Origin of the sequence: Protofrankia sp. Cr2 (assembly GCF_963555885.1) — a bacterium.
Taxonomy (GTDB): Bacteria; Actinomycetota; Actinomycetes; order Frankiales; family Frankiaceae; genus Protofrankia.
The window spans coordinates 73,104-94,563 of the sequence record NZ_CAUVXG010000009.1 but is presented as its reverse complement, the minus strand read 5'-3'; the positions used below and the strand labels follow the sequence as shown (position 1 = coordinate 94,563).

Here is a 21,460-nt window from a genome sequence, read left to right as displayed (position 1 = left end):
ATGATCGTATCGGGGCTGCCGGGGCGTGTTCGCCAACACGCGGTAGGACACCGATCAGGCACGGGACGCCGCCATGATCAGATCCTCGGCGGACAGGCCGTCCTCTTCGGCTCTGCGCATCGCGGCGAGCACCCGCTTGTAGTCCCGGGGCATGATCTTGACAAAGGAGGACTGTTCGGCCTGCCAGTCCGCGAGCAGGCCCGCCGCCACGGTCGACCCGGTCTCGCGCCGGTGCCGGGCGATCAGGGCGAGGAGCAGCGCCCGGTCGTCGTCATCCAGCGGGTCCACGTCGACCATCTCCGTGTTGATCCGGCGCAGGATGGGCTTGTACAAGAAGGCCACGCCACCGCTCATCCCGGCCGCGAAGTTGCGTCCGGTGGACCCCAGGACGACCACGGTGCCCCCGGTCATGTACTCGCAGCCGTGATCGCCGACGCCTTCGACGACGGCGGTCGCACCGGAGTTGCGGACGCAGAACCGCTCGCCGACGATGCCGCGGAAATACGCCTCACCGGCCGTGGCACCGTAGAGCAGCACGTTGCCGGCGACGATGTTCTCCTCGGCCCGCAGCGGCGCCTCCTTGGGCGGGAAGACGATGATCCGTCCACCGGACAGGCCCTTGCCGGTGTAGTCGTTGGCGTCACCCTCGAGCGTGAGAGTCACCCCACGTGGCACGAACGCGCCGAAACTCTGCCCGGCGGAGCCGGTGAACCGCAGCGAGATCGTGTCATCGGGGAGCCCCTGCGCACCGTAACGCCTGGTCACTTCGAAACCGAGCATGGTGCCGACCGTCCGGTTGACGTTACGGATCGGCATCTCCAGCCACACGGGCCGACCGTCTTCCAACGCCCCCTCGCACAGCTGGATCAGGGAGTTGTCCAGCGCCTTGTCCAGCCCGTGGTCCTGAGCGGTCGTGCAGTGCAGGGAGCCACCGAAGGGCCGTTCCGGCGCGTGCAGCAGCGGGGTGAGGTCCAGGCCGGCGGCCTTCCAGTGGTCGAGTGCGGCCCGCGCGTCGAGGACCTCCACGTGGCCGACGGCCTCGTGCAGCGTGCGGAACCCCAGCGCCGCGAGGTACTCACGCACCTCCTGCGCGATGAAGGTGAAGAATGCCTCCACGAACTCGGGTCTGCCGGTGAAACGGGCACGCAGCTCGGGGTTCTGGGTCGCCACCCCCACCGGGCAGGTGTCAAGGTGGCACACGCGCATCATCACGCAGCCGGCGACCACCAACGGGGCGGTCGCGAACCCGAACTCCTCCGCACCCAGCAGTGCACCGATGATGACGTCGCGGCCGGTCTTGAGTTGGCCGTCGACCTGGACCACGATCCGGTCGCGCAGACCGTTGAGCAGCAGGGTCTGCTGGGTCTCGGCCAGGCCCAGCTCCCAGGGGGCGCCCGCGTGCTTGAGCGAGGTCAGCGGGGCCGCGCCGGTGCCGCCGTCATGCCCGGAGATCAGTACGACATCCGCATGGGCTTTGGACACGCCGGCGGCCACCGTACCCACACCGACCTCGGCCACGAGTTTGACGTGCACCCGTGCCCCCGGGTTGGCGTTCTTCAGGTCGTGGATGAGCTGGGCGAGGTCCTCGATGGAGTAGATGTCGTGGTGCGGCGGTGGCGAGATCAGACCCACGCCCGCCGTCGAGTGCCGGGTCCGCGCGATCCACGGGTAGACCTTCTGCCCGGGCAGCTGGCCGCCCTCACCGGGCTTGGCGCCCTGGGCCATCTTGATCTGGATGTCGTCGGCGTTGGCAAGGTACTCACTGGTCACGCCGAAGCGACCGCTGGCGACCTGCTTGATCGACGATCGACGGAGGTCGCCGTTGGCATCCGGTGTGAACCGTCTGGCGTCCTCGCCGCCCTCGCCGGTGTTCGACTTCGCCCCGATCCGGTTCATCGCGATCGCCAGCGTCTCATGCGCCTCGGCGCTGATCGATCCGTAGGACATCGCACCGGTGGCGAACCGCTGGAGGATCTCCGACACCGGCTCGACCTGGTCGATCGGAATCGGCGGGCGCAGGCCCTCACGCAGCGAGAACATGCCGCGCAGGGTGGCGTTGCGCCGCGACAGCTCGTCGACGGTGGCGGTGTACTGCTTGAACACCTCGTACTGCCGGCTGCGCGTGGCGTGCTGGAGCAGGAAGACCGTCTCCGGGTTGAACAGGTGCACCTCGCCCTCGCGGCGCCACTGATACTCACCACCGGTGTCCAGGTTGCGGTGGGCCAACTCCGAGGAGACCGCCGAGTACGCCTTGTGGTGACGGGCCGCGACCTCGGCCGCGATGACATCGATGTCCACGCCGTCCAGCCGCGACGGCGTCCCGGTGAAGTAGGTGCCCACCAACTGCTGGGACAGCCCGATCGCCTCGAACACCTGGGCTCCGGTGTAGCTGGCCACGGTGGAGATGCCCATCTTGCTCATCACCTTGAGCACACCCTTGCCCAGCGCCTTGATGAGGTTGCGCTGGGCCTGGTCGCGGGTGATGCCGTCCAGGTCACCGCTGTCGAGGATGCTGTCGATCGACTCGAACGCCAGGTAGGGGTTGACGGCGGCCGCGCCGTACCCGAGGAGCAGCGCGACGTGGTGGACCTCGCGTGCGTCGCCGCACTCGACGATGAGACCGACCTTGGTGCGGGTCTTCTCCCGGATGAGGTGGTGGTGGACGGCCGCGGTGAGCAGCAGGGAGGGAATCGGCGCCTTGTATCGATCGGAGTCACGATCGGACAGGACCACGACGCGGGCACCGTCCGCGATCGCCTCGCTGACGCCACGGCAGATCTCGGCCAGCCGCTCGGCGAGCGCCACGCCGCCGCCTTCCACGTCGTAAAGACCACGGACGGTCACCGCCGCGAACCCGGGCATGTCCCCGTCGTCGTTGATACCGACGATCTTGGCGAGTTCGGTGTTGCTGATGACCGGGAACGGCAGGTGTACCACTCGACACGATGCCGGCGACGGCGCCAGCAGATTACCTTCGGGACCGAGCGTCCGGCCCAGGCTCGTGACCATCTCCTCCCGGATGGCGTCCAAGGGCGGGTTGGTCACCTGCGCGAACAGTTGGCTGAAGTAGTCGAAGAGCAGCCGCGGACGGCCCGAGAGCACCGCGACCGGCGTGTCGGTGCCCATCGAGCCGATCGGTTCGACACCGCCTCGGGCCATGGGCGCGATGATGACGCGCAGTTCCTCCTCGGTGTAGCCGAAGACCTGCTGGCGGCGGCGGACCGAGGAATGACCGTAGACGACGTGCTCGCGTTCGGGTAGGTCGTCCAGGGCGATCAACCCCGCGTGCAGCCATTCCCCGTACGGCGCGGCAGCGGCCAGCTCCGACTTGATCTCCTCGTCGTCGACGATCCGGCCCTGCGCGGTGTCGATCAGGAACATCTTCCCCGGCTGGAGCCGGCCCTTCTGCACCACCTTGTGCGCGGGAAGGTCCAGGACACCGACTTCGGAGGCCATGACGACCAGACCGTCGTCGGTCACCCAGTAACGCGACGGGCGCAACCCATTACGGTCAAGCACCGCGCCGATGACCGTTCCGTCGGTGAACGCGATGGACGCCGGGCCGTCCCACGGCTCCATCAGCGCCGAGTGGAACTGGTAGAACGCCCGGCGGGCCGGGTCGATCTCGTCGTGGTTCTCCCATGCCTCCGGGATCATCATGAGGACGGCGTGCGGGAGGCTGCGGCCACCCAGGTGGAGCAGTTCCAGGACCTCGTCGAAGCTGGCAGAGTCGCTCGCGCCGTCCGCGCAGATGGGGAAGATCCGGTGCAGGTCACCGGGGATGAGATCGCTGGCCAGCAGGGCCTCACGGGCCCGCATCCAGTTGCGGTTGCCACGCACAGTGTTGATCTCACCATTGTGGGCGACGTAGCGGTACGGATGGGCAAGCGGCCAGCTCGGAAAGGTGTTGGTCGAGAACCGGCTGTGCACGAGGGCGATCGCGCTGGCCAACCGGGGATCGTCCAGGTCGGGGAAGTACGCCGAGAGCTGATGGGTGGTGAGCATGCCCTTGTAGACGATGGTGCGCGCCGACAGCGACGGGAAGTACACACCGGCTTCACGGCGCGCCCGCTTGCGGACGCAGAACGCCCGCCGCTCAAGATCCAGCAGGTCGGCGGGCTCCGCGGGTTCACCCGGACCGTCGACCGCCGCGGGCAGGCCGAGGAAGATCTGCCGCATCCGCGGCTCGACCTCGACGGCGGCCCGGCCGACGATGTGGCTGACCACTGGAACCTCGCGCCAGCCCAGTACCCGCATGCCTTCCGCGCGGACGATACGACTGATCGCGCGGACGGCGTTGTCCCGGTCACCGGCGACCTGCGGCAGGAAGGCGGTACCCACCGCATACCGGCCGGGTGGAGGTAGCGGAAAGTCGACGACGTCGCGCAGAAAGACGTCCGGCACCTGCAGCAGGATGCCGGCGCCGTCGCCGGTGTCCGGGTCGCAGCCCGACGCTCCGCGGTGGTCGAGGTTGCGCAGCACGGTGAGGCCCTGTTCGACCAGCTCATGACTGCGTCGGCCACGGACATCCACGACGAAACCGACCCCGCAGGCGTCGTGTTCGAAGGTGGGGTCGTACAAGCCTTGTGCGATCAACATCCGGCGGGTCCTGTCCGTCTTCAGGGGTTCTCCGTGAGGCGGACGACGCTGTCCGGACGCGCCACCGTGACAGGGCAGTCCCGGCCAGGCGCACTAATGAGTGTGCCACGTACGCTCAGGATCCGCCGTGATCAATCACAGCCCGGACCCCGATGTGGCCAACCGGGCATGAAACCACCGTCACCGGCCGCGCTGGGGTACCTCCTGGGATACCGGCTGCGGACCCGAGTCGGTATCCGCGTCCGGCGAACCGGCGCCCGCGTCTGCGTTCGCGCCCGGCGAACCGGTATCCGCGTCCGGCGGCCCCGGGCGCACGGTGGCCGGCGGATCGACCGATCTGCGTACCGCCACCATGGCGGCCACCGCGACGACGAACACGACGATCGACACCCAGTCGTTGAGCCGCATCCCGAGAAACGTGTGGGCGTCGTCGATGCGCAGCGCCTCGATCCACCCTCGCCCGGCAGTGTACAGCGCCACGTAGAGGACGAAAAGTTTCCCCCGCCCGAGCCTGCGGTGACTGTCCACCCACAGCAGCACACCGGCGACGCCGACATCCCACAACGACTCGTACAGGAACGTCGGATGGTAAAGCGAGACACCGGGAACAAGCTGATGGCCCGGGTCGATCCGCACTGCCCAGGGTAGCTCGGTCGCCCGTCCGTAGAGCTCCTGGTTGAACCAGTTACCCCAACGCCCGACGGCTTGAGCGAGCACGAGCCCGGGGGCCGCGGCGTCCGCGAACAGGCCGAACGGTGTCCCGCGATGGCGGCAGGCCAGCCACACGCCGAGCGCGCCACCGGCGACACCGCCCCAGATCCCCAACCCGCCGTGCCAGACCTTGAGCGCGTCGAGGGGATGGCCGCCGGCGCCGAAGTACGCGTCCGGGCTGGTGATGACATGGTAGATCCGCGCACCGACGATGCCGAGCGGGACCGCCCAGGCCGCGGCGTCCGCTGCGAGGCCCGGCGGCTGGCCACGGGCCCGCAGGCGCCGGTCGGTGACGACGATCGCGACCAGGACACCAAGGATGATCATAAAGGCATAGGCCCGCAGCGGAATGGGACCCACATGCAGGACGCCCGTCGACGGGCTGGGAATCGCAGCTAGGACCACGGTCGCCAACGTTATACCCGACATTCCCGTACCACGGTCGGGCCGGCTACCCGGCCGCATCCCGGCCGACACCGGTGGCCAGAGCTGCCACGAGCCGTCCCACCGCCGCCGCAGCGGTATCGGGATCATCGCCCGCACGGTCGGCGTCCACCAACACGTTCACCAGAGCCGAACCCACGATCACCCCGTCGGCGAAGCCGGCGACCTCCGCCGCCTGGGTGGGCGTGCTCACGCCCACCCCCACGCAGACCGCAGTGTCGCTGACGGCTCGGACCCGGCTCACCAGCCCGGCCGCCTGCGCACCCACCGCCGACCGGGCACCGGTCACCCCCATGAGCGAGGCAGCGTAGATGAAGCCCCGGCTGACCTGGGCGATCCGCGCGATGCGCGCATCCGAGGAGCTCGGGGCGACCAGGAACACCGGGTCGAGGCCGACCGCCGCGGCGGCGGCAAGCCAGGGATCGGCCTCCTCGGGGGGAAGGTCCGGAGTGATCGTCCCAGCCCCGCCGGCAGCCGCGAGATCCCGGGCGAACGCGGTGACCCCGTACCGCTCGACCGGATTCCAGTAGCTCATGACCAGGACGGGGGCACCGGTGGCGGCCACCGCCTCCACGGTCGCCAAAACCTCACGTGTCGTGACACCACGGCTCAGCGCGGCATCGGCCGCGGCCTGAATCACCGGGCCGTCCATGGTCGGGTCGGAGTAGGGCAGGCCGACCTCGACGATGTCCACCCCCGCCTCGACCATGGCCCGCATGGCGCTGACACCACCGGCAACCGAGGGGAAACCCGCCGGCAGGTAGCCGATCAGTGCCGCTCGCCCCGCCTCGCGTGCCGTCGCGAACGTGTCGCTCAACCGGCTCCGCTCACCGCCGAGACGGCTCCGCTCACCTGACAGACTCTGCACAGCGCGTCCGTTCCGTCAGCTCATGAATGATCGAGAAGGTCGAACCACCGAGCCGCGGTGTCGACGTCCTTGTCGCCCCGACCGGAGCAGTTCACCATCACGACCGCGTCGGGACCCAGCTCCCGGGCGAGGGCGAACGCGCCGGCGAACGCGTGTGCACTCTCGATCGCGACCAGGATGCCCTCCAGCCGTGCGACGGTGGCCAGTGCGTCCATGGCGTCACGGTCGTCGACCACCCGGTAGGTCGCCCGGCCGGTCTCGTGCAGCCAGGCGTGTTCCGGACCGATGCCCGGATAGTCAAGCCCGGCCGAGATCGAGTGCGACACCTGGGTCTGCCCGTCGGCATCCTGGAGGAGGTAGGTCCGCATCCCGTGCAGGACGCCGGGTACCCCGCCCGCGATCGCGGCCGCATGACGTCCGGTCGCCACCCCGTCACCGCCGGCCTCGACACCGACCAGCGCAACGGACGGGTCGGCGATGAACGGGTGGAATATGCCCATCGCGTTGGATCCGCCACCGACGCAGGCCACCACGGCATCGGGCAGCCTCCCGATACCGTCGAGGACCTGGCCGCGGGCCTCCACGCCGATGACCCGCTGGAAGTCACGGACCAACGCCGGAAACGGATGCGGCCCCATGACCGAACCGATGCAGTAGTGCGTCGTGTCCACCGAGGCCACCCAGTCCCGCATGGCCTCGTTGATGGCGTCCTTGAGGGTCTGGCTGCCCGAGGCGACCGCAACGACCTCGGCGCCCAGCAGTCGCATCCGCGCGACGTTGAGCGCTTGGCGGCGCGTGTCCTGCTCACCCATGTAGACCACGCAGTCCAAGCCGAGCAGCGCACAGGCCGTGGCCGTGGCGACGCCGTGCTGGCCGGCACCGGTTTCGGCGATCACCCGACTCTTGCCCATCCGACGAGCGAGCAGACACTGGCCGAGCACATTGTTGATCTTGTGCGAACCGGTGTGCGCCAGATCCTCACGCTTGAGCAGGATGCGGGCACCGCCGACGTACTCAGCCAGGCGGGTCGCGTCGGTGAGGGGGGTGGGCCGGCCGGCATATGTCGCGAGCAGCCGGTCCAGTTCCGCGGTGAACGCCGGATCGGCGCGGGCGGCCGCGTACGCCGCTGTCAGTTCATCCAGAGCGGCGAACAACGCCTCCGGCACGAAGCGACCGCCGAAACGACCGAAGTGACCGGCGCTGTCAGGCACCGGGCCGCCCGAGACGACACCCTCAGCGGCGAACCCGGCGGTTCCGGCGGAGGTCATCGTCTGACTGTATCGGTCAAGGACCGCTTTCAGTCAGCGCCCCACCCTGGTCGCAGGGTGGGCACCCGCGGTGACCAGATCCGCGACCGCCTGGCGTGGATCACTCCCCGTCACCGCAGCCTCCCCCACAAGCACCGCGTCCGCTCCTGCCGCCGCGTAGGCGAGCAGGTCGTGCGGGCCGCGCACACCCGATTCGGCAACCTTGATCACCCCTGGCGGCAACAGCGGCACCAACCGGGAGAAGGTGTCGCGATCGACCTCGAGCGTCCGCAGGCTGCGTGCGTTCACACCGATCAGACGCGCACCCGCATCGACCGCGCGGACGACCTCGTCGCAGTCGTGCACCTCGACCAGCGCGGTCATACCCAGCGACTCGACCCGATCGAGCAGCCCGACCAGGCGCGGCTGATCCAGCGCCGCCACGATCAGCAGAACGATGTCGGCGCCGTGCGCCCGAGCCTCGAAGACCTGGTATGGCGACACGATGAAGTCCTTGCGCAACACGGGCACGTCCACCGCCACCCGCACGGCGTCCAGGTCGGCGAGCGACCCGCCGAACCGGTGCCGCTCGGTCAGGACGCTCACCGCCGCCGCGCCCGCAGCCTCGAACTGCGCCGCGAGCGCCGCCGGATCGGCAATCGGGGCGAGATCGCCCTTTGACGGCGAGCGACGCTTCACCTCGGCGATCACCGAAACGGCCCGGGTGCGCAGCACAGCGAGTGCATCCCTGGGATCGGGGACACGCTCCACCCGCCGTTTGAGCGTCGCCAGGGAGACCGCAGCCTCCCGCTCTGCAAGATCCGCCCGTACCCCGCACAGGATGTCGTCAAGGACACTCATCGGCCGGTACCCAGGACTGTCACAGCCATGGCGCCGATGTTAGGCCAGGCATCGGCCAGGGGCACCAGACCCCCGTCGACGACAGCCGACCATCACGTTCGGCGGTTGCCCGTCGGTTGACCCAAGCCGGAGACGCACCGACATGGGCGACTGGAAAGGCCACCCACGTCGGGCATGCTCGCTGCATATGCACGGATCGTGATTGTCCTGTCGTTGTCCAACGATCTCTGTTGCTGCCGAGGGTCAGGACCGGTACGCCGACCAACAGCCGCCGGTCACGTCGGGTCGTCGCCCCGGTCAATGGCCTGCCAGGCGTCGACCGGCCGGGCGGCCGGAGCCTGATATCGGGGGGACAGCGCCGACCATGTGTGCCCCCGAAATGCCACCAGTGCGCCGCCGAACGCAAGGAGTACGCCTCCGCAGGTGGCAAGCCACGGCGCGGCCGTACGCCGAAGGTCCCGCAGATCAGCGGTGAGGCTCGGGGCGATCTGGCGCACCTGCGAGGCGACGCGCACAGCCGGCAGCGGGTCGGCGGCGATCCGGCCTGCGACGACGGCGACCACCACCCCGGCCAGCAGAACCGGCAGACCGACGAGTACACGCCCCCGTCGCCGGGTCGCGGCGATCGCGACGACTCCGGCAAGCCCGACCAGACCCAGACCGGCCACGGCCGGGGCAAGATCCGAACCGGACAGGTGTACCGCGAGCGGCGCGGCGGTGACCGGTTCCCCGGCTATGGCCCCGTCCGCGACACGCAGATTCACCCAGGTCGCGCCGACGCTGACAAGGACAAGCGCGGCGCCCAACAGGCAGCAGAGCACCGCCGCAGCCATCTCCCCGTGTCCACGGCGGCCGGTACCCGTGCCCGTGCCCGTGTCCGTGTCCGTGGCGACGGACTCCTGCTGATCGGTCATGTCGGGGGACGCAGCGACTCGGCGATCTCGATTGCCCGCAGCACCGCCGCCGCTTTGGTTCGACTTTCGTTGTTCTCGGTCACGGGCACGGAATCGGCGACGATTCCGGCGCCGGCCTGTACGTAGGCCCGCCCGTCCCGGAGCACAGCGGTCCGGATGGCGATCGCGGTGTCCAGATCGCCGCCGAAGTCCAGATAGCCGACCACGCCCGCGTACAGGCCCCGGCGGGTCGACTCAAGCTCATCGATGATCTCCATTGCACGCACCTTGGGCGCACCGGTGAGGGTGCCCGCGGGGAAGGTCGCCGTGAGCACGTCCACAGCCGACCGGTCCTGCGCGACCTCACCGACCACCGTGGAGACGATATGCATGATGTGCGAGAATCGCTCGACCGCGGCGAACTCGACCACCCGTACCGAACCCGGCGTACAGACTCGTCCCAGGTCGTTGCGCACCAGGTCGACGAGCATCACGTGCTCGGCCCGCTCCTTGGGATCGGCCAGCAACTGTGCGGCGAGCTCGGCGTCCTGTTCGGGTGTGGCGCCACGGGGACGGCTGCCGGCGATCGGATGCAGCAACGCGTGCCGGCCCGTCACCTTCACATGCGCCTCCGGCGACGATCCGACGACATCATGATCATCGAAGCGGAGCAGGTACATATAGGGACTGGGGTTCGAGGCCCGCAGGACCCGGTAGACGTCCAGGGCCGCAGCTGCGGTCGGCCGCTCGAAGCGCTGGGAGACCACGATCTGGAAGCACTCGCCGGCCCGGATCTCCTCGATGGCGGCTTCGACGGCAGCCTCGAAGCGCTCCGGAGCGGTACGCGAGGCAAAGCCGGCGAGCGAGAGATCGGCTGGCGCCGTGGTGGTCGCGACCGTCGGCTCGCTCCACTTGCCGAGATCGGCGGTCATCGCCTCAAGGCGGTGCACGGCGTCGTCATAGGCTGCGTCCGGGTCGCCTTCGCCGCCGGTGAACACGTTTGCGATCAGCAGACAGGAACCGTCTCTGTGATCGAGTACCGCGAGGTCGGCGGTCAGTATCATGCGCAGCTCGGGCATGCCCAGGTCGTCCACGCAACCGGACGGAAGCCGTTCGACCCGCCGGACGATGTCGTACGACAGGTAACCCACCAGCCCGCCGGTGAGCGGTGGCGCATCCGGCGGCTTGGGAGTACGCAACGCCACCTGCACCGCGCGAAGGACGTCGAACGGGTCCCCATCAGTGGGAACACCCGGCGGCGCCTGGCCGTCGGTCCAGACCGCTGATCCGTCCCGCTCGGTAAGGGTCGCCGCGGCCCGGACACCGATGAACGAATACCGCGACCACACCCCGCCGTGCTCGGCGGACTCCAGCAGGAACGTTCCCGGCCCCCCGGCGAGTTTGCGGTAGATCCCGACCGGGGTCTCACCATCGGCGAGCAGGCGGCGTGTCACCGCGACCACCGGGTACTCGGCTGCGAGCGCGTGGAAGTCGGCCCGGCCCGGACTGACCTCGCCTGTCGTCACGACTCGGCTCTCCTCGCAGGTTTCGTGGCAGGTTTCGTGGCAGATTGCGTGGCAGATTGCGTGGCAGCGGCCGGCAGGCTGCGGTTGTCGAAGCACGTTCGGCTGCCGGTGTGGCAGGCCGGACCCAGCTGGTCCACCTGGACCAGCACGGTGTCCCCGTCGCAGTCGAGGGCGACCGACCGGACCAGCTGGCGGTGGCCGCTGGTGTCCCCTTTGACCCAGTACTCCCGGCGACTACGGCTCCAGTACGTAGCACGCCCGGTGGTGAGCGTGCGGTGCAGGGCCTCGTCGTCCATCCAGCCGACCATCAGCACCTCTCCGGTGTCGTACTGCTGTGCGACGGCCGGGAAGAGACCGGCCGCGTCACGCTTGAGCAGACCGGCTATGGCGGGGTCCAGTCGGGACGCGGAGGCGGACACCTGCCCATTGTGCCGTGCCCCCGGTCAGATGAGGTCGCCGTCGAGGTCATGGGCTATGCCCGCCGTCCACGAGGCGTGCAGCCGCCGATACACCCCGGGGACACCGACGAGTTCGGCGTGGGTCCCCTGCGCGACGATCCGGCCGGCGTCGACGACCACCACCAGGTCCGCAGCCTCCGCCGTGGACAGTCGGTGGGCGATCGTGACCGATGTCCTCCCCCGGGTCAGCGCGATCAGCGCGCGGGCGAGCCGCACCTCTGTCGCCGGGTCGACCGACGATGTCGCCTCGTCAAGGACGAGGAGGTCCGGTCCGGCGACCTGAGCGCGGGCGACGGCGACAAGTTGACGTTCTCCCGCGGACAGCGCGCTCCCGCGTTCGCCGACCCGAGTGTGCACACCGTCGGCGAGCCCCGCAACCCAGTCCGCGAGCCCCAGCGAGGTGAACGCCGCCATGACATCGGCGTCGGATGCCTCCGGACGGCCATAGCGGACGTTGTCCGCAATGGTCAGATCGAACAGAAAGCCGTCCTGCGGGACCATCACGACCCGCCTGCGTAACGACGCGAACCGGACCTGCTCCACGGGCACGCCGCCGAGCAGCACCTGACCGACGGTCGGATCCATCAGCCGGGTGAGCAGCTTGGCCAGGGTGGTCTTGCCCGATCCGGTCTCGCCGACCACGGCGACCCTCGTCCGAGGTGCGATGTCCAGGTCGACGGCCGCCAGAACGCGCGGTCCCCCCGGATAGGCGAACGCGACACCGTCGAAACGCACTCCGAGCGGGCCGGGCGGAAGATCTCGTCCGCCGTCGGGGCCCGGGTCACGCACGTCCTGCGGCGTGTCCAGAACGTCGAGCACGCGACGCATACCGGCGAAGGCGTTGGCTCCCTCGTTCAGCACCTCGGTCAGGGTCTGCAGCGGTACCACGAACAGTGTGACCAGAAACAGAAATGCCACCAACCGGCCGGCACTGAGATCGCCGTCCACCCCGAGCAGCACCCCGCCGACCACCACGGCGCAGGTCGCGCAGGCCGCCACCAGCTCGCCCGCCGAGAAAACCGTGGCGACCATCCGCTGCGCCGCGGTCTGCGCCGACCGGTAGCGGTCCACGGCGGTGTCGACCCGCGTCGCCGTGCGCGCCTGAGCACCGTAGGCGCGCACCACCGCCGCGCCGACCACGGATTCCGAGATCCCGCCCAGCATCTCCGCAACCCGTTCCCGAACGGCCAGATACCGCTGCGCGAGAATCGACTGGAACCGTTTGATCACAAGGGCCATCGGTACGAAACACACGTAGACGACGATGGTCAGCGGCCAGGAGTAGACCGCCATGAGGACGGTCGCTATGATCATCTGCCCGGAGGACAGCAGCAGGATCATGCCACCGAACTGCAGGAACTGCGACATCTGGTCGACGTCGCTGGTAACCCGCGAGGTGAGCGCCCCCCGCCGCTGCTCCGACTGAGTCAGGGCGGACAGATCGTGGATGTGCCCGAACGCGCGTATCCGCAGCGTCGCCAAGGCCGACTCGGACGTCCGGTAGAGCCGGACGCTCATCAGGTAGGCCGCGAAGGCCGTCACCCCGATCGCCACGGTTGCGCCGGCCGCCGCCCAACGGACCACCGACAGGTTGGGTGTCCCGTGAAGCAGGCCGTGGTCGATGGTCTGCTGGACCGCGATCGGGACCACCACCCGTCCCGCGGTGGCGACGACCGCGAGAGCAAGGGTTACGGGCAGCCCGACGGTGAGCTCCGGTACAAGTCGCCGGATCTTGTTGAGGGTCACCCCCAGCGGCTCCCCGGAGCGGAGCCGATCACCGCTGTCGGGACCACCCACCAGCCGTCCCCGGTCGCGGGACCTGTGGCTGACGGGGCCGTCCTCCTGGCGAGGAACCGGCACCGTCACGCTCACCGTGCCGCTCCGGCGTCCTCGACGGCGCCGTCGATGACATCCCCGACGACGTCATCGACGGCGCTCGCGCCGCTCATCGGGTGGTATGCGGTCAACAGCGCCGCATACCCGGGCGAGGTGGCCATCAGTCCATCGTGGCTGCCTCGCCCGGCCACCCGTCCCCGATCCAGGTACACGACCTCGTCTGCCAGCTCGATCGTCGCCCGCCGGTGTGCGACGACGACCACCGTGGACGCGCCCGCCCGCTCCCGCAGACCAGCGAGGATGGCCGCCTCGATCCGCGGGTCGACCCCGGATGTCGCGTCGTCGAGAACGAGTAGACGCGGCTGGCGGACCAACGCCCGAGCCAGGGCGATCCGCTGCCGCTGCCCGCCGGACAGCGTGGTTCCGCGTTCGCCGACCTGCGTGTCGAGACCGGCGGGCAGTGCCGCGACGAAGCGGTCAGCCTGCGCACACGCGAGCGCCTCCCACACCGCCGCGTCGTCCACTGCCAGGCCGAGCGCGACGTTGCCGCGGACCGTGTCGTCGAACAGGAACGCCTGCTGGGAAACCAGGGACGCGGCCGAGGCGACCTCGCCGTCGGCGGCCTCAGTAAGATCAACTCCGTCGATCCGGACCGCTCCGACGTCAGGGTCGTACAGTCTGACCAGCAGGCCTGCCACGGTCGACTTCCCGGACCCGGTCCGTCCTGCGAGCGCCACCACCCGGCCGGGCGGGACATCAAAGCTCACCCCGTCCAGAACCTGGGTCGCCGGCCCGTCCGCATCCGCCGATCGCGGATAGGTGTAGGTGACGGCGTCCACGGTCAGTCTCGCCGGGCCCTGCTCACGCAGTGTCCGGGATCCGAAGTGCTGCTCGCCGCGGGCGCCCAGGACCGCGCGCACCCGGCCGTAACCGACGACCGATCGGGGCAGTTCACCGAACACCCAGCCGATCGCCCGCAGCGGAAAGGCCAGGAGCGTGAACAGGTAGGCGACACGTATCAGATCTCCGACATCGAGTGCACCCGCCGAGATCCTGACCGTACCGACCAGCAGAACCGCGAGGACGCCGATGTTCGGTAAGGCGTCCATCACCGGATCGAACAGCCCGCGCACCCGCCCGGCGCTGATCATCGCATCCTTCAGCTCGTCCGCCTTGCGAGCGAACCGGGCGGTCTCGTCCCGTTCCCGCCCCATCGTCTTGATCACCAGGGCGCCGTCGAACGACTCGTGCGCCACCCCGCTCACCTCCGCCCGCAGTTGCTGGGCGCGCGACAGCAGCGGCGAGACCTTCTGCCCGTAGATGACGTTGACGATGCCGAAGAAGGGGAAGATGACGCATCCGACAACGGCCAGCAGCGGATCGGTCGCGATCAGCACCATCAAGGCAACGACGATCATGACGAGTACACCCACCGCGAACGGCAGCGGGAGGATCGGAGCCCATGTCGCCTCGACGTCGGCATTGGCGTTGGACAGCAGCAGGCCGGTCGAGTGGCGCTGGTGCCACGACAGCGGCAGCAGCAGGTACTGCCGCGTCACCCGGCGACGGTAGAGTGCCTGTAGCCGGAACGTCATCACCCCACCACCGAGCCGGCGCACGAACATGCCCACCGCCCTGGCAACGCCGACGGCGACCAGTAATGTCGCTGCCAGCGTTAAGCTGCCCACCGCCACCCGTCCGGTTGCGAAGGACGGCAGCAGGACCTTGTCCGTGACCTCGCCGAGCACGACCGAACTTGCCACGGTCATGAGGCCGAACAGCGAACTGCCGGCGACTGCCACGGCAAACGACCGGGGTTCCTCGCGAATGCCCATCCCGATGATTGCCAGACCTCTTCGGATGACATCGGGTGAACCTGCGGAAACCGACTCCGTCGATCCCACCGGGTCATCGGGCATGGTTCTCCTCTCGTCGCTCACCACGCCGCCGACGTCGGCACCGCCCAAACGGATTCGAACCGAAAGTGATGTCCGAGGACTTCGGCCTCCGGGCGCGCGATCTGACGATCGTCGCACGCCCTTTGGCCGGCTGGATGTCCAATGGACATCCAACAACTGACGTGCACTGAGCGAACAGGTACTCAGCGAACAGATACCGAGGCGGCTCGCAACGCGTTCTTGACATCACCGATGCGCAGGTGACCGAAGTGGAAGACGCTCGCGGCGAGCACCGCGTCCGCGCCCGCGGCGACAGCCGGGGGGAAGTGGGCGAGCGACCCGGCCCCGCCACTGGCGATCACGGGCACGTCGACGACCGCGCGGACGGCCCCGATCATCTCCAGGTCGTAACCGTCCCGGGTCCCGTCCGCGTCCATCGAGTTGAGCAGGATCTCCCCGGCACCGAGCTCCGCCGCCCGCACCGCCCAGGCAACCGCGTCGATGCCGGTACCCCGGCGCCCGCCGTGGGTCGTCACCTCGAACCGCGGGCCGCCCGGTTCGTGGCCGCGTCGGGCGTCCACCGACAGCACGATGCACTGGCTGCCGAACCGCAGCGCGCACTCGCGGATCAGCTCGGGGTGAGCGACCGCGGCGGTGTTGACACCGACCTTGTCCGCTCCCGCTCGCAGGAGCCGGTCGACGTCGTCGGGTGTCCGTATCCCGCCGCCGACGGTCAGGGGGATGAACACCTGCTCGGCGGTGCGCCGGACCACATCGTAGGTGGTCTCCCGGTTCCCGCTGGACGCGGTGATGTCGAGGAAGGTCAGCTCGTCGGCGCCCTCGGCGTCGTACAGCTTCGCCATCTCCACCGGGTCGCCCGCATCCCGCAGGTCGGTGAAGTTCACACCCTTGACGACCCGGCCCGCGTCGACATCCAGGCAGGGGATCACCCGGACGGCGACGGTCATCGGATGGACCCGCTCATCGGGTGGGCGCGGGTCGGCCCGCGGCGACCGCCAACGCCTCGGGCAGGGTGAACGCCCCGGCGTAGAGGGCCTTGCCGACGATGGCGCCCTCGACCCCGGCCACACCCGCGATCGCGACCAGGTCGGCCAGGGACGACACCCCACCACTGGCGATCACGGGCCGTGACGTCGCCGCGGTGACGGCAGTCAGCAGGTCCAGGTTGGGCCCGGTAAGCGTACCGTCACGATGAACGTCGGTCACCACATACCGGGCACAGCCGTCGGCATCCAGGCGGGCCAGGACGTCGAACAGCTCGCCACCGTCGCGCGTCCACCCACGGGCGGACAGGATCGTGCCGCGGACGTCGAGACCGACGGCGATCCTGTCGGCGACCCGGCCGATCGCGGCACGCACCCAGTCGGGGTCCTCCAGCGCGGCCGTGCCGATGTTGACCCGGGCCGCGCCGGTCGCCAGTGCCGCGTCCAACGAATCGTCGTCGCGGATACCGCCGGAGAGCTCCACCGCCACGTCGACCGACCGGACCACCTCAGCGATCAGATCACGGTTCGAGCCGCGACCGAACGCCGCATCAAGGTCGACGAGGTGGATCCACTCGGCGCCGTCGCGCTGCCAGGCAAGGGCCGCCTCGCGCGGATCGCCGTAGGAGGTCTCGGAACCGGCCTCGCCCTGAACCAGCCGGACGGCCCGGCCGTCGGCGATATCCACGGCAGGCAGGAGGATCAGCGCCATGTCGCACACCCTACGGGGTGGCCCACCAGCCGCGCCCCGGCCACTCACGTCCCGGTGACCGGCGGGGGCGCGGACGCCGGGACTCTCACGTTCAGGCGACGCCACCGGAGTTGACGCCACCGGAGTTGACGCCACCGGGGTCCGGCGCCGAGTATGCGCGCCCCTTCCACGCGGCGCCGTGGCCACGGCGGTGTGCCCGCGCCGAATCCAGCGTCATGAGCACATAGAGGACCGCGACCGCAGGGAGGGTCAGGACGACGAACAGCGGCTGGCGGTAGTAACGGACCATCGGGAGATAGGTGACGGTCATCACCACCCAGGCACTGATCCCGGCCCCAGCAGCGACGGCCGCGGCGCCGCCACCGACACCGGCGGCGAGACCGGCAAGGCCGGCCACCGCGGCCAGCGGAGGGATGAGGTAGGCCGATATCAGTCCGACGACAGTACCGACGAGCAGCGCCGGGGAATGCCGCAGCTGGGTGTAGGCACTGCGGGCGACCATCTTCCATAGGTCCGCCAGCTGCGGGTAGGGTCGCACGCTGCGCACGCCGCGCGGGCCGCGGTCGGCAAGGCCCAACCAGGTCCGACCACCGGTTCGTTTGATCGCGCCGGCCAGGGAACAGTCGTCGATGACCGCGCCGGAGATGGCGGCCAGCCCACCGGCACGTTCCAGCGCGGCCCGGCGCAGGAGCACACAACCGCCGGCCGCGGCCGACGTCCTCGCGTCGGGCCGGTTGGCCCGGCGGAACGGATAGAGCTGGGCGAAGAAGTAGACGAAGGCCGGGATGATGATCCTTTCCCAGCGGTTCTCGGTGCGCAGCACGGCCATCAGCGACGTGAGGTCGAGACCGCGGCTGGTTGCGTGGCTCACCAGCCGGGTGACCGAATCCGGGCCGTGGGCGATGTCCGCGTCGGTGAACAGCAGCCAGTCCACATCCGGTGGCACGGTGCGCATGCCCTGTTCCAGCGCCCATACCTTGCCGACCCAGCCGGCCGGCCGCGGCTGGCTGGTGATGACCGTCAACGGCACCTGTGCATCGGGATGCCGGCCCAGAGTACGGGCAACGTCACCGGTTCCGTCGTCGCTGGCGTCGTCGACCAGCACGACCCGCAGCGAACCGGGGTAATGCTGGCCGAGCAGCGACGGCAGGCTGTGGGGCAACATCTCAGCCTCGTCCCGAGCAGGGACTATCACGGTGACCGCGGGCCAGCCGCCCGGCGGCTCCGCTCCGCCCCGTGCTCGGGAATCATCGGGATCAAGCCGGGTGTCGGTGCACCAGAACATTCCGTGGCCGCCGAGCAGCACCAACCACACCAACAGGGAACAAAGCGCACAAGCCGCCAGTGTTATCACGTCCGTCAGCCTCGCAGATCGCGCCCGGCTCAACGGTCAGCAGCACCGGACTGAGACAACAACAGCCTTCCGTTCACCTGAATGAATCAGGAATTTCCACGTGATGTCACGGATTTGAGAATCGTCACCGCCGGCCGGATACGACGGGTTCCAGCCGGATCACGATCGACTTGGAGGTGGGAGTATTACTGACCGCCGCTGTGCTGTCCAGCGGCACAAGGACGTTGGTCTCCGGGAAATAGGCGGCGGCACAGCCGGCCGCGGTCGGATACGCCACCACCCGGAAGTCCGCCGCGCGCCGGAGGACTCCGTCCCCCCACACGCTGACCAGATCGACTTGATCGCCGTCGGCGATGGTCAGGGCGGCGAGGTCGTCGGGGTTGACGAACACGACCCGGCGGCCCTGACGGACACCGCGGTAACGGTCATCCAGCCCGTAGATCGTGGTGTTGAACTGGTCGTGCGAACGGACCGTCTGCAACAGCAGATGCCCGGGTGCAACCCGCAGCACGTCCAGGGTGTTGACGGTGAACCGGGCCCGCCCGGTCTCGGTCGGGAAGGTACGGGAGTCCCGCGGCGGGTGGGCGAGGACGAACCCACCGGGCCGGGCGACCTTCGCCTCAAACTCCTCGCAGCCGGGAACGACCCGGCCGATATGCCCCCGGACGCGGCCGTAGTCGGCGGTGAGCCCCTCCCAGTCGACGGCGACACGATCACCCAGCGTGGCCTGGGCCAGCCCGCAGACGATCGCCACCTCCGAACGCAGCGCGACCGAGGCGGGCGCGAGATTCCCCCGGGAGGCGTGCACCGCGCTCATCGAGTCCTCGACCGTGACGAACTGCGGCCCGCCGGCCTGCACGTCGATCTCGGTACGGCCGAGCGTGGGCAGGATCAACGCCCGCTGGCCGGTGACGGTATGCGAACGGTTCAGTTTCGTCGACACCTGGACGCTGAGCCGCAGCCGCCGGATCGCGGTCTCGGTGACCTCGGAATCAGGGGTGGCCGCGACGAAGTTCCCGCCGAGTGCGGTGAACACCTTCACCCGGCCGTCGCGCATCGCCCGCACCGTGTCGACCACGTCGAGCCCGTGCGCACGCGGTGGATCGAAACCGAACTCGGCCGCCAGCCGGTCGAGAAAGAGCGCCGGCGGCTTCTCCCAGATGCCCATGGTCCGGTCACCCTGGACGTTGCTGTGCCCGCGCACCGGGCACACCCCGGCACCGGGACGACCGATGTTGCCACGCAGCAGCAGGAAGTTGACGACCTCCCGGATCGTGGGCACCGAGTCACGGTGCTGGGTGAGCCCCATCGCCCAACAGACGATGATCTTCTTTGCGGCCAGTACCCGCTGCACGACCTGGTCGATCTCCGCGTCGGCCAGGCCCGTGGCAGCCCGCACGTCATCGGCGGACAGCGTCCGCAGCTGCGCGGCCAGCTCGGCAAAACCGTCGGTATGGGTGTCGATGAACGCCCGGTCGAGTACCTGCCCCGGCCGCGCGTCCTCGGCGGCCAGCAGGCGTGCGTTGATCGCCTGGAACAAGGCCAGGTCGCCGCCGATGCGGATCTTCAAGAACTGGTCGGCCAACACCGTGCCCGACCCGATGACGCCACGGGGATGCTGGGGGTTACGGAAGCGCAGCAGGCCCGCCTCGGGCAACGGGTTGATCGCGATGATGCTCGTTCCCGCGCGCTTGGCCGCCTCTAACGCGGTGAGCATCCGCGGATGGTTCGTGCCCGGGTTCTGCCCCACAACGAAGATCAGGTCGGCTTTGGCGAGATCGTCGAGGCTTACGCTGCCCTTGCCCACGCCGATCGTTTCGGTCAACGCGGACCCGGACGACTCGTGGCACATGTTCGAACAATCCGGCAGGTTGTTCGTGCCGAAGGCGCGCACGAACAACTGGTAGACGAAGGCGGCCTCATTGCTGGCCCGCCCGGACGTGTAGAAGGCCGCCTCGTCCGGGCTGTCCAGCGCCCGCAGTTCCTCGGCGACAATCGCGAACGCATCGTCCCAACCCACCGGTACGTAGTGCTCCGCCTCGGCCGCCTTGTACATCGGCTCGGTGAGGCGGCCCTGCTGACCCAGCCAGTACCCGCTGCGGGAGGCAAGTTCACCGATGGAGTACTCGGCGAAGAACGCGGGGGTGATCCGACGCAGGGTCGCCTCCTCGGCGACGGCTTTGGCGCCGTTCTCGCAGAACTCGGCCTTCCTGCGCTCGGCCGGGTCGCCTTCGGGCCAGGCACACCCGGGACAGTCGAAACCGTCGACCTGGTTCAGCGCGAGCAGCGAGCGGACTCCGCGGCGGACGCCCAACTGGTCACGGACATGCGCCATCGCGTGCAGCACACCGGGAATACCGGCCGCGGACGACGCGGGGGAACCGACCTTGATCCCGCTCTCGCCGCTGTCCTCCCGTGGAGCATGACGTGGCATCGTTGGAATCCTCTCCTCATGAACCGCTGTTCACCAGCGCCTCGGCAATGCGGTGCGCGCCGGTGTAGACGTTCATCGAGCCGCCGCGGACGAACCCGACCAGCGTCATCCCGGCCTCCTCAGCCAGGTCCGCCGCGAGCGATGACGGCGCGGACACCGCGACCAGCGCGGGAATCCCAGCCAGCAGGGCCTTCTGGGTCAGCTCGAACGACGCGCGGCCGCTGACCACCAGGACCCGTTCGCGCAACGGCAGCCACCCTTCACGCGCCGCCCATCCGATGACTTTGTCGACCGCGTTGTGGCGGCCGACGTCCTCCCGGGCCACCAACAGGTTCCCGTCGGCATCGGTGATCGCGGCCGCATGCAACCCACCGGTGGTGGCAAAGACCTTCTGCGCCAGGCGAAGCCGGTCGGGCAGCGCGAGCACCACATCCGGACGCAGCACCAGCGGGTCGGCGTCCACCTCGTACCGGCTGCGCAACCGGACCCCGTCGATACTGGTCTTCCCGCACAGTCCGCAGGAACTGCTGGTGTAAAAGGCGCGGTCGAGGCTCGCGTCCGGCGCTGGAACGGTCGGGGCGAGGGTGATGTCGACGACGTTGTAGGTCTGGCCAT

15 protein-coding genes are annotated in these 21,460 nt (G+C 69.3%); all 15 read right to left on the bottom strand.

The genetic code is table 11. The features are described from left to right. Window positions 1–54 precede the first annotated feature (54 nt). Window positions 55–4,599: a glutamate synthase large subunit gene (gene gltB, locus U9978_RS07120; protein ID WP_322760253.1), complete on the bottom strand. Its 4,545-nt coding sequence runs from the start codon at window positions 4,597–4,599 to the stop codon at window positions 55–57. A gap of 180 nt (window positions 4,600–4,779) precedes the next feature. Next, window positions 4,780–5,844 carry a prolipoprotein diacylglyceryl transferase gene (gene lgt / locus U9978_RS07115; RefSeq protein ID WP_322760252.1) on the bottom strand — a complete coding sequence of 355 codons (1,065 nt, stop codon included), beginning with the start codon at window positions 5,842–5,844 and terminating at the stop codon, window positions 4,780–4,782. Continuing rightward, window positions 5,762–6,622: a tryptophan synthase subunit alpha gene (gene trpA / locus U9978_RS07110; RefSeq protein WP_322760251.1), complete on the bottom strand. Its 861-nt coding sequence runs from the start codon at window positions 6,620–6,622 to the stop codon at window positions 5,762–5,764. The genes lgt and trpA overlap by 83 nt, the downstream gene beginning before the upstream one ends. Before the next feature lie 20 nt (window positions 6,623–6,642). Continuing rightward, the gene (gene trpB / locus U9978_RS07105; RefSeq protein ID WP_322760250.1) at window positions 6,643–7,890 is read right to left on the bottom strand and encodes a tryptophan synthase subunit beta; all 1,248 of its coding nucleotides are present in this window, start codon (window positions 7,888–7,890) and stop codon (window positions 6,643–6,645) included. 33 nt (window positions 7,891–7,923) lie between these two features. Beyond that, window positions 7,924–8,730 (bottom strand): indole-3-glycerol phosphate synthase TrpC, encoded by an 807-nt coding sequence (gene trpC, locus U9978_RS07100; RefSeq protein ID WP_322760249.1) that lies wholly within the window; start codon window positions 8,728–8,730, stop codon window positions 7,924–7,926. A gap of 275 nt (window positions 8,731–9,005) precedes the next feature. Then, the gene (locus tag U9978_RS07095) at window positions 9,006–9,644 is read right to left on the bottom strand and encodes a Trp biosynthesis-associated membrane protein (protein WP_322760248.1); all 639 of its coding nucleotides are present in this window, start codon (window positions 9,642–9,644) and stop codon (window positions 9,006–9,008) included. Next, window positions 9,641–11,149 carry an anthranilate synthase component I gene (locus U9978_RS07090; RefSeq protein WP_322760247.1) on the bottom strand — a complete coding sequence of 503 codons (1,509 nt, stop codon included), beginning with the start codon at window positions 11,147–11,149 and terminating at the stop codon, window positions 9,641–9,643. Before U9978_RS07090 ends, U9978_RS07095 begins: the two co-directional genes overlap by 4 nt. Then, the gene (gene hisI / locus U9978_RS07085) at window positions 11,146–11,568 is read right to left on the bottom strand and encodes a phosphoribosyl-AMP cyclohydrolase (RefSeq protein ID WP_322760246.1); all 423 of its coding nucleotides are present in this window, start codon (window positions 11,566–11,568) and stop codon (window positions 11,146–11,148) included. The genes U9978_RS07090 and hisI overlap by 4 nt, the downstream gene beginning before the upstream one ends. Window positions 11,569–11,592: 24 nt before the next feature. Further along, window positions 11,593–13,353: an ABC transporter ATP-binding protein gene (locus U9978_RS07080; RefSeq protein WP_322760280.1), complete on the bottom strand. Its 1,761-nt coding sequence runs from the start codon at window positions 13,351–13,353 to the stop codon at window positions 11,593–11,595. A 122-nt stretch (window positions 13,354–13,475) separates the two neighbouring features. Next, window positions 13,476–15,362 carry an ABC transporter ATP-binding protein gene (locus U9978_RS07075; RefSeq protein WP_322760245.1) on the bottom strand — a complete coding sequence of 629 codons (1,887 nt, stop codon included), beginning with the start codon at window positions 15,360–15,362 and terminating at the stop codon, window positions 13,476–13,478. A gap of 182 nt (window positions 15,363–15,544) precedes the next feature. Continuing rightward, window positions 15,545–16,309 carry an imidazole glycerol phosphate synthase subunit HisF gene (gene hisF, locus U9978_RS07070; protein WP_322760244.1) on the bottom strand — a complete coding sequence of 255 codons (765 nt, stop codon included), beginning with the start codon at window positions 16,307–16,309 and terminating at the stop codon, window positions 15,545–15,547. A gap of 13 nt (window positions 16,310–16,322) precedes the next feature. Next, on the bottom strand, window positions 16,323–17,057 hold the full coding sequence (priA, locus tag U9978_RS07065; protein WP_322760243.1) for a bifunctional 1-(5-phosphoribosyl)-5-((5-phosphoribosylamino)methylideneamino)imidazole-4-carboxamide isomerase/phosphoribosylanthranilate isomerase PriA: 735 nt from the start codon (window positions 17,055–17,057) through the stop codon (window positions 16,323–16,325). A 91-nt stretch (window positions 17,058–17,148) separates the two neighbouring features. Further along, a complete protein-coding gene (locus U9978_RS07060) occupies window positions 17,149–18,411 on the bottom strand; it encodes a glycosyltransferase (RefSeq protein ID WP_322760242.1) in 1,263 nt (420 codons plus the stop codon). A 124-nt stretch (window positions 18,412–18,535) separates the two neighbouring features. Further along, window positions 18,536–20,845: an FdhF/YdeP family oxidoreductase gene (locus U9978_RS07055; protein WP_322760241.1), complete on the bottom strand. Its 2,310-nt coding sequence runs from the start codon at window positions 20,843–20,845 to the stop codon at window positions 18,536–18,538. Window positions 20,846–20,861: 16 nt separating this feature from the next. Then, window positions 20,862–21,460 (bottom strand): formate dehydrogenase accessory sulfurtransferase FdhD (gene fdhD / locus U9978_RS07050; protein WP_322760240.1); only part of this gene is annotated, 599 nt, incomplete at its 5' end.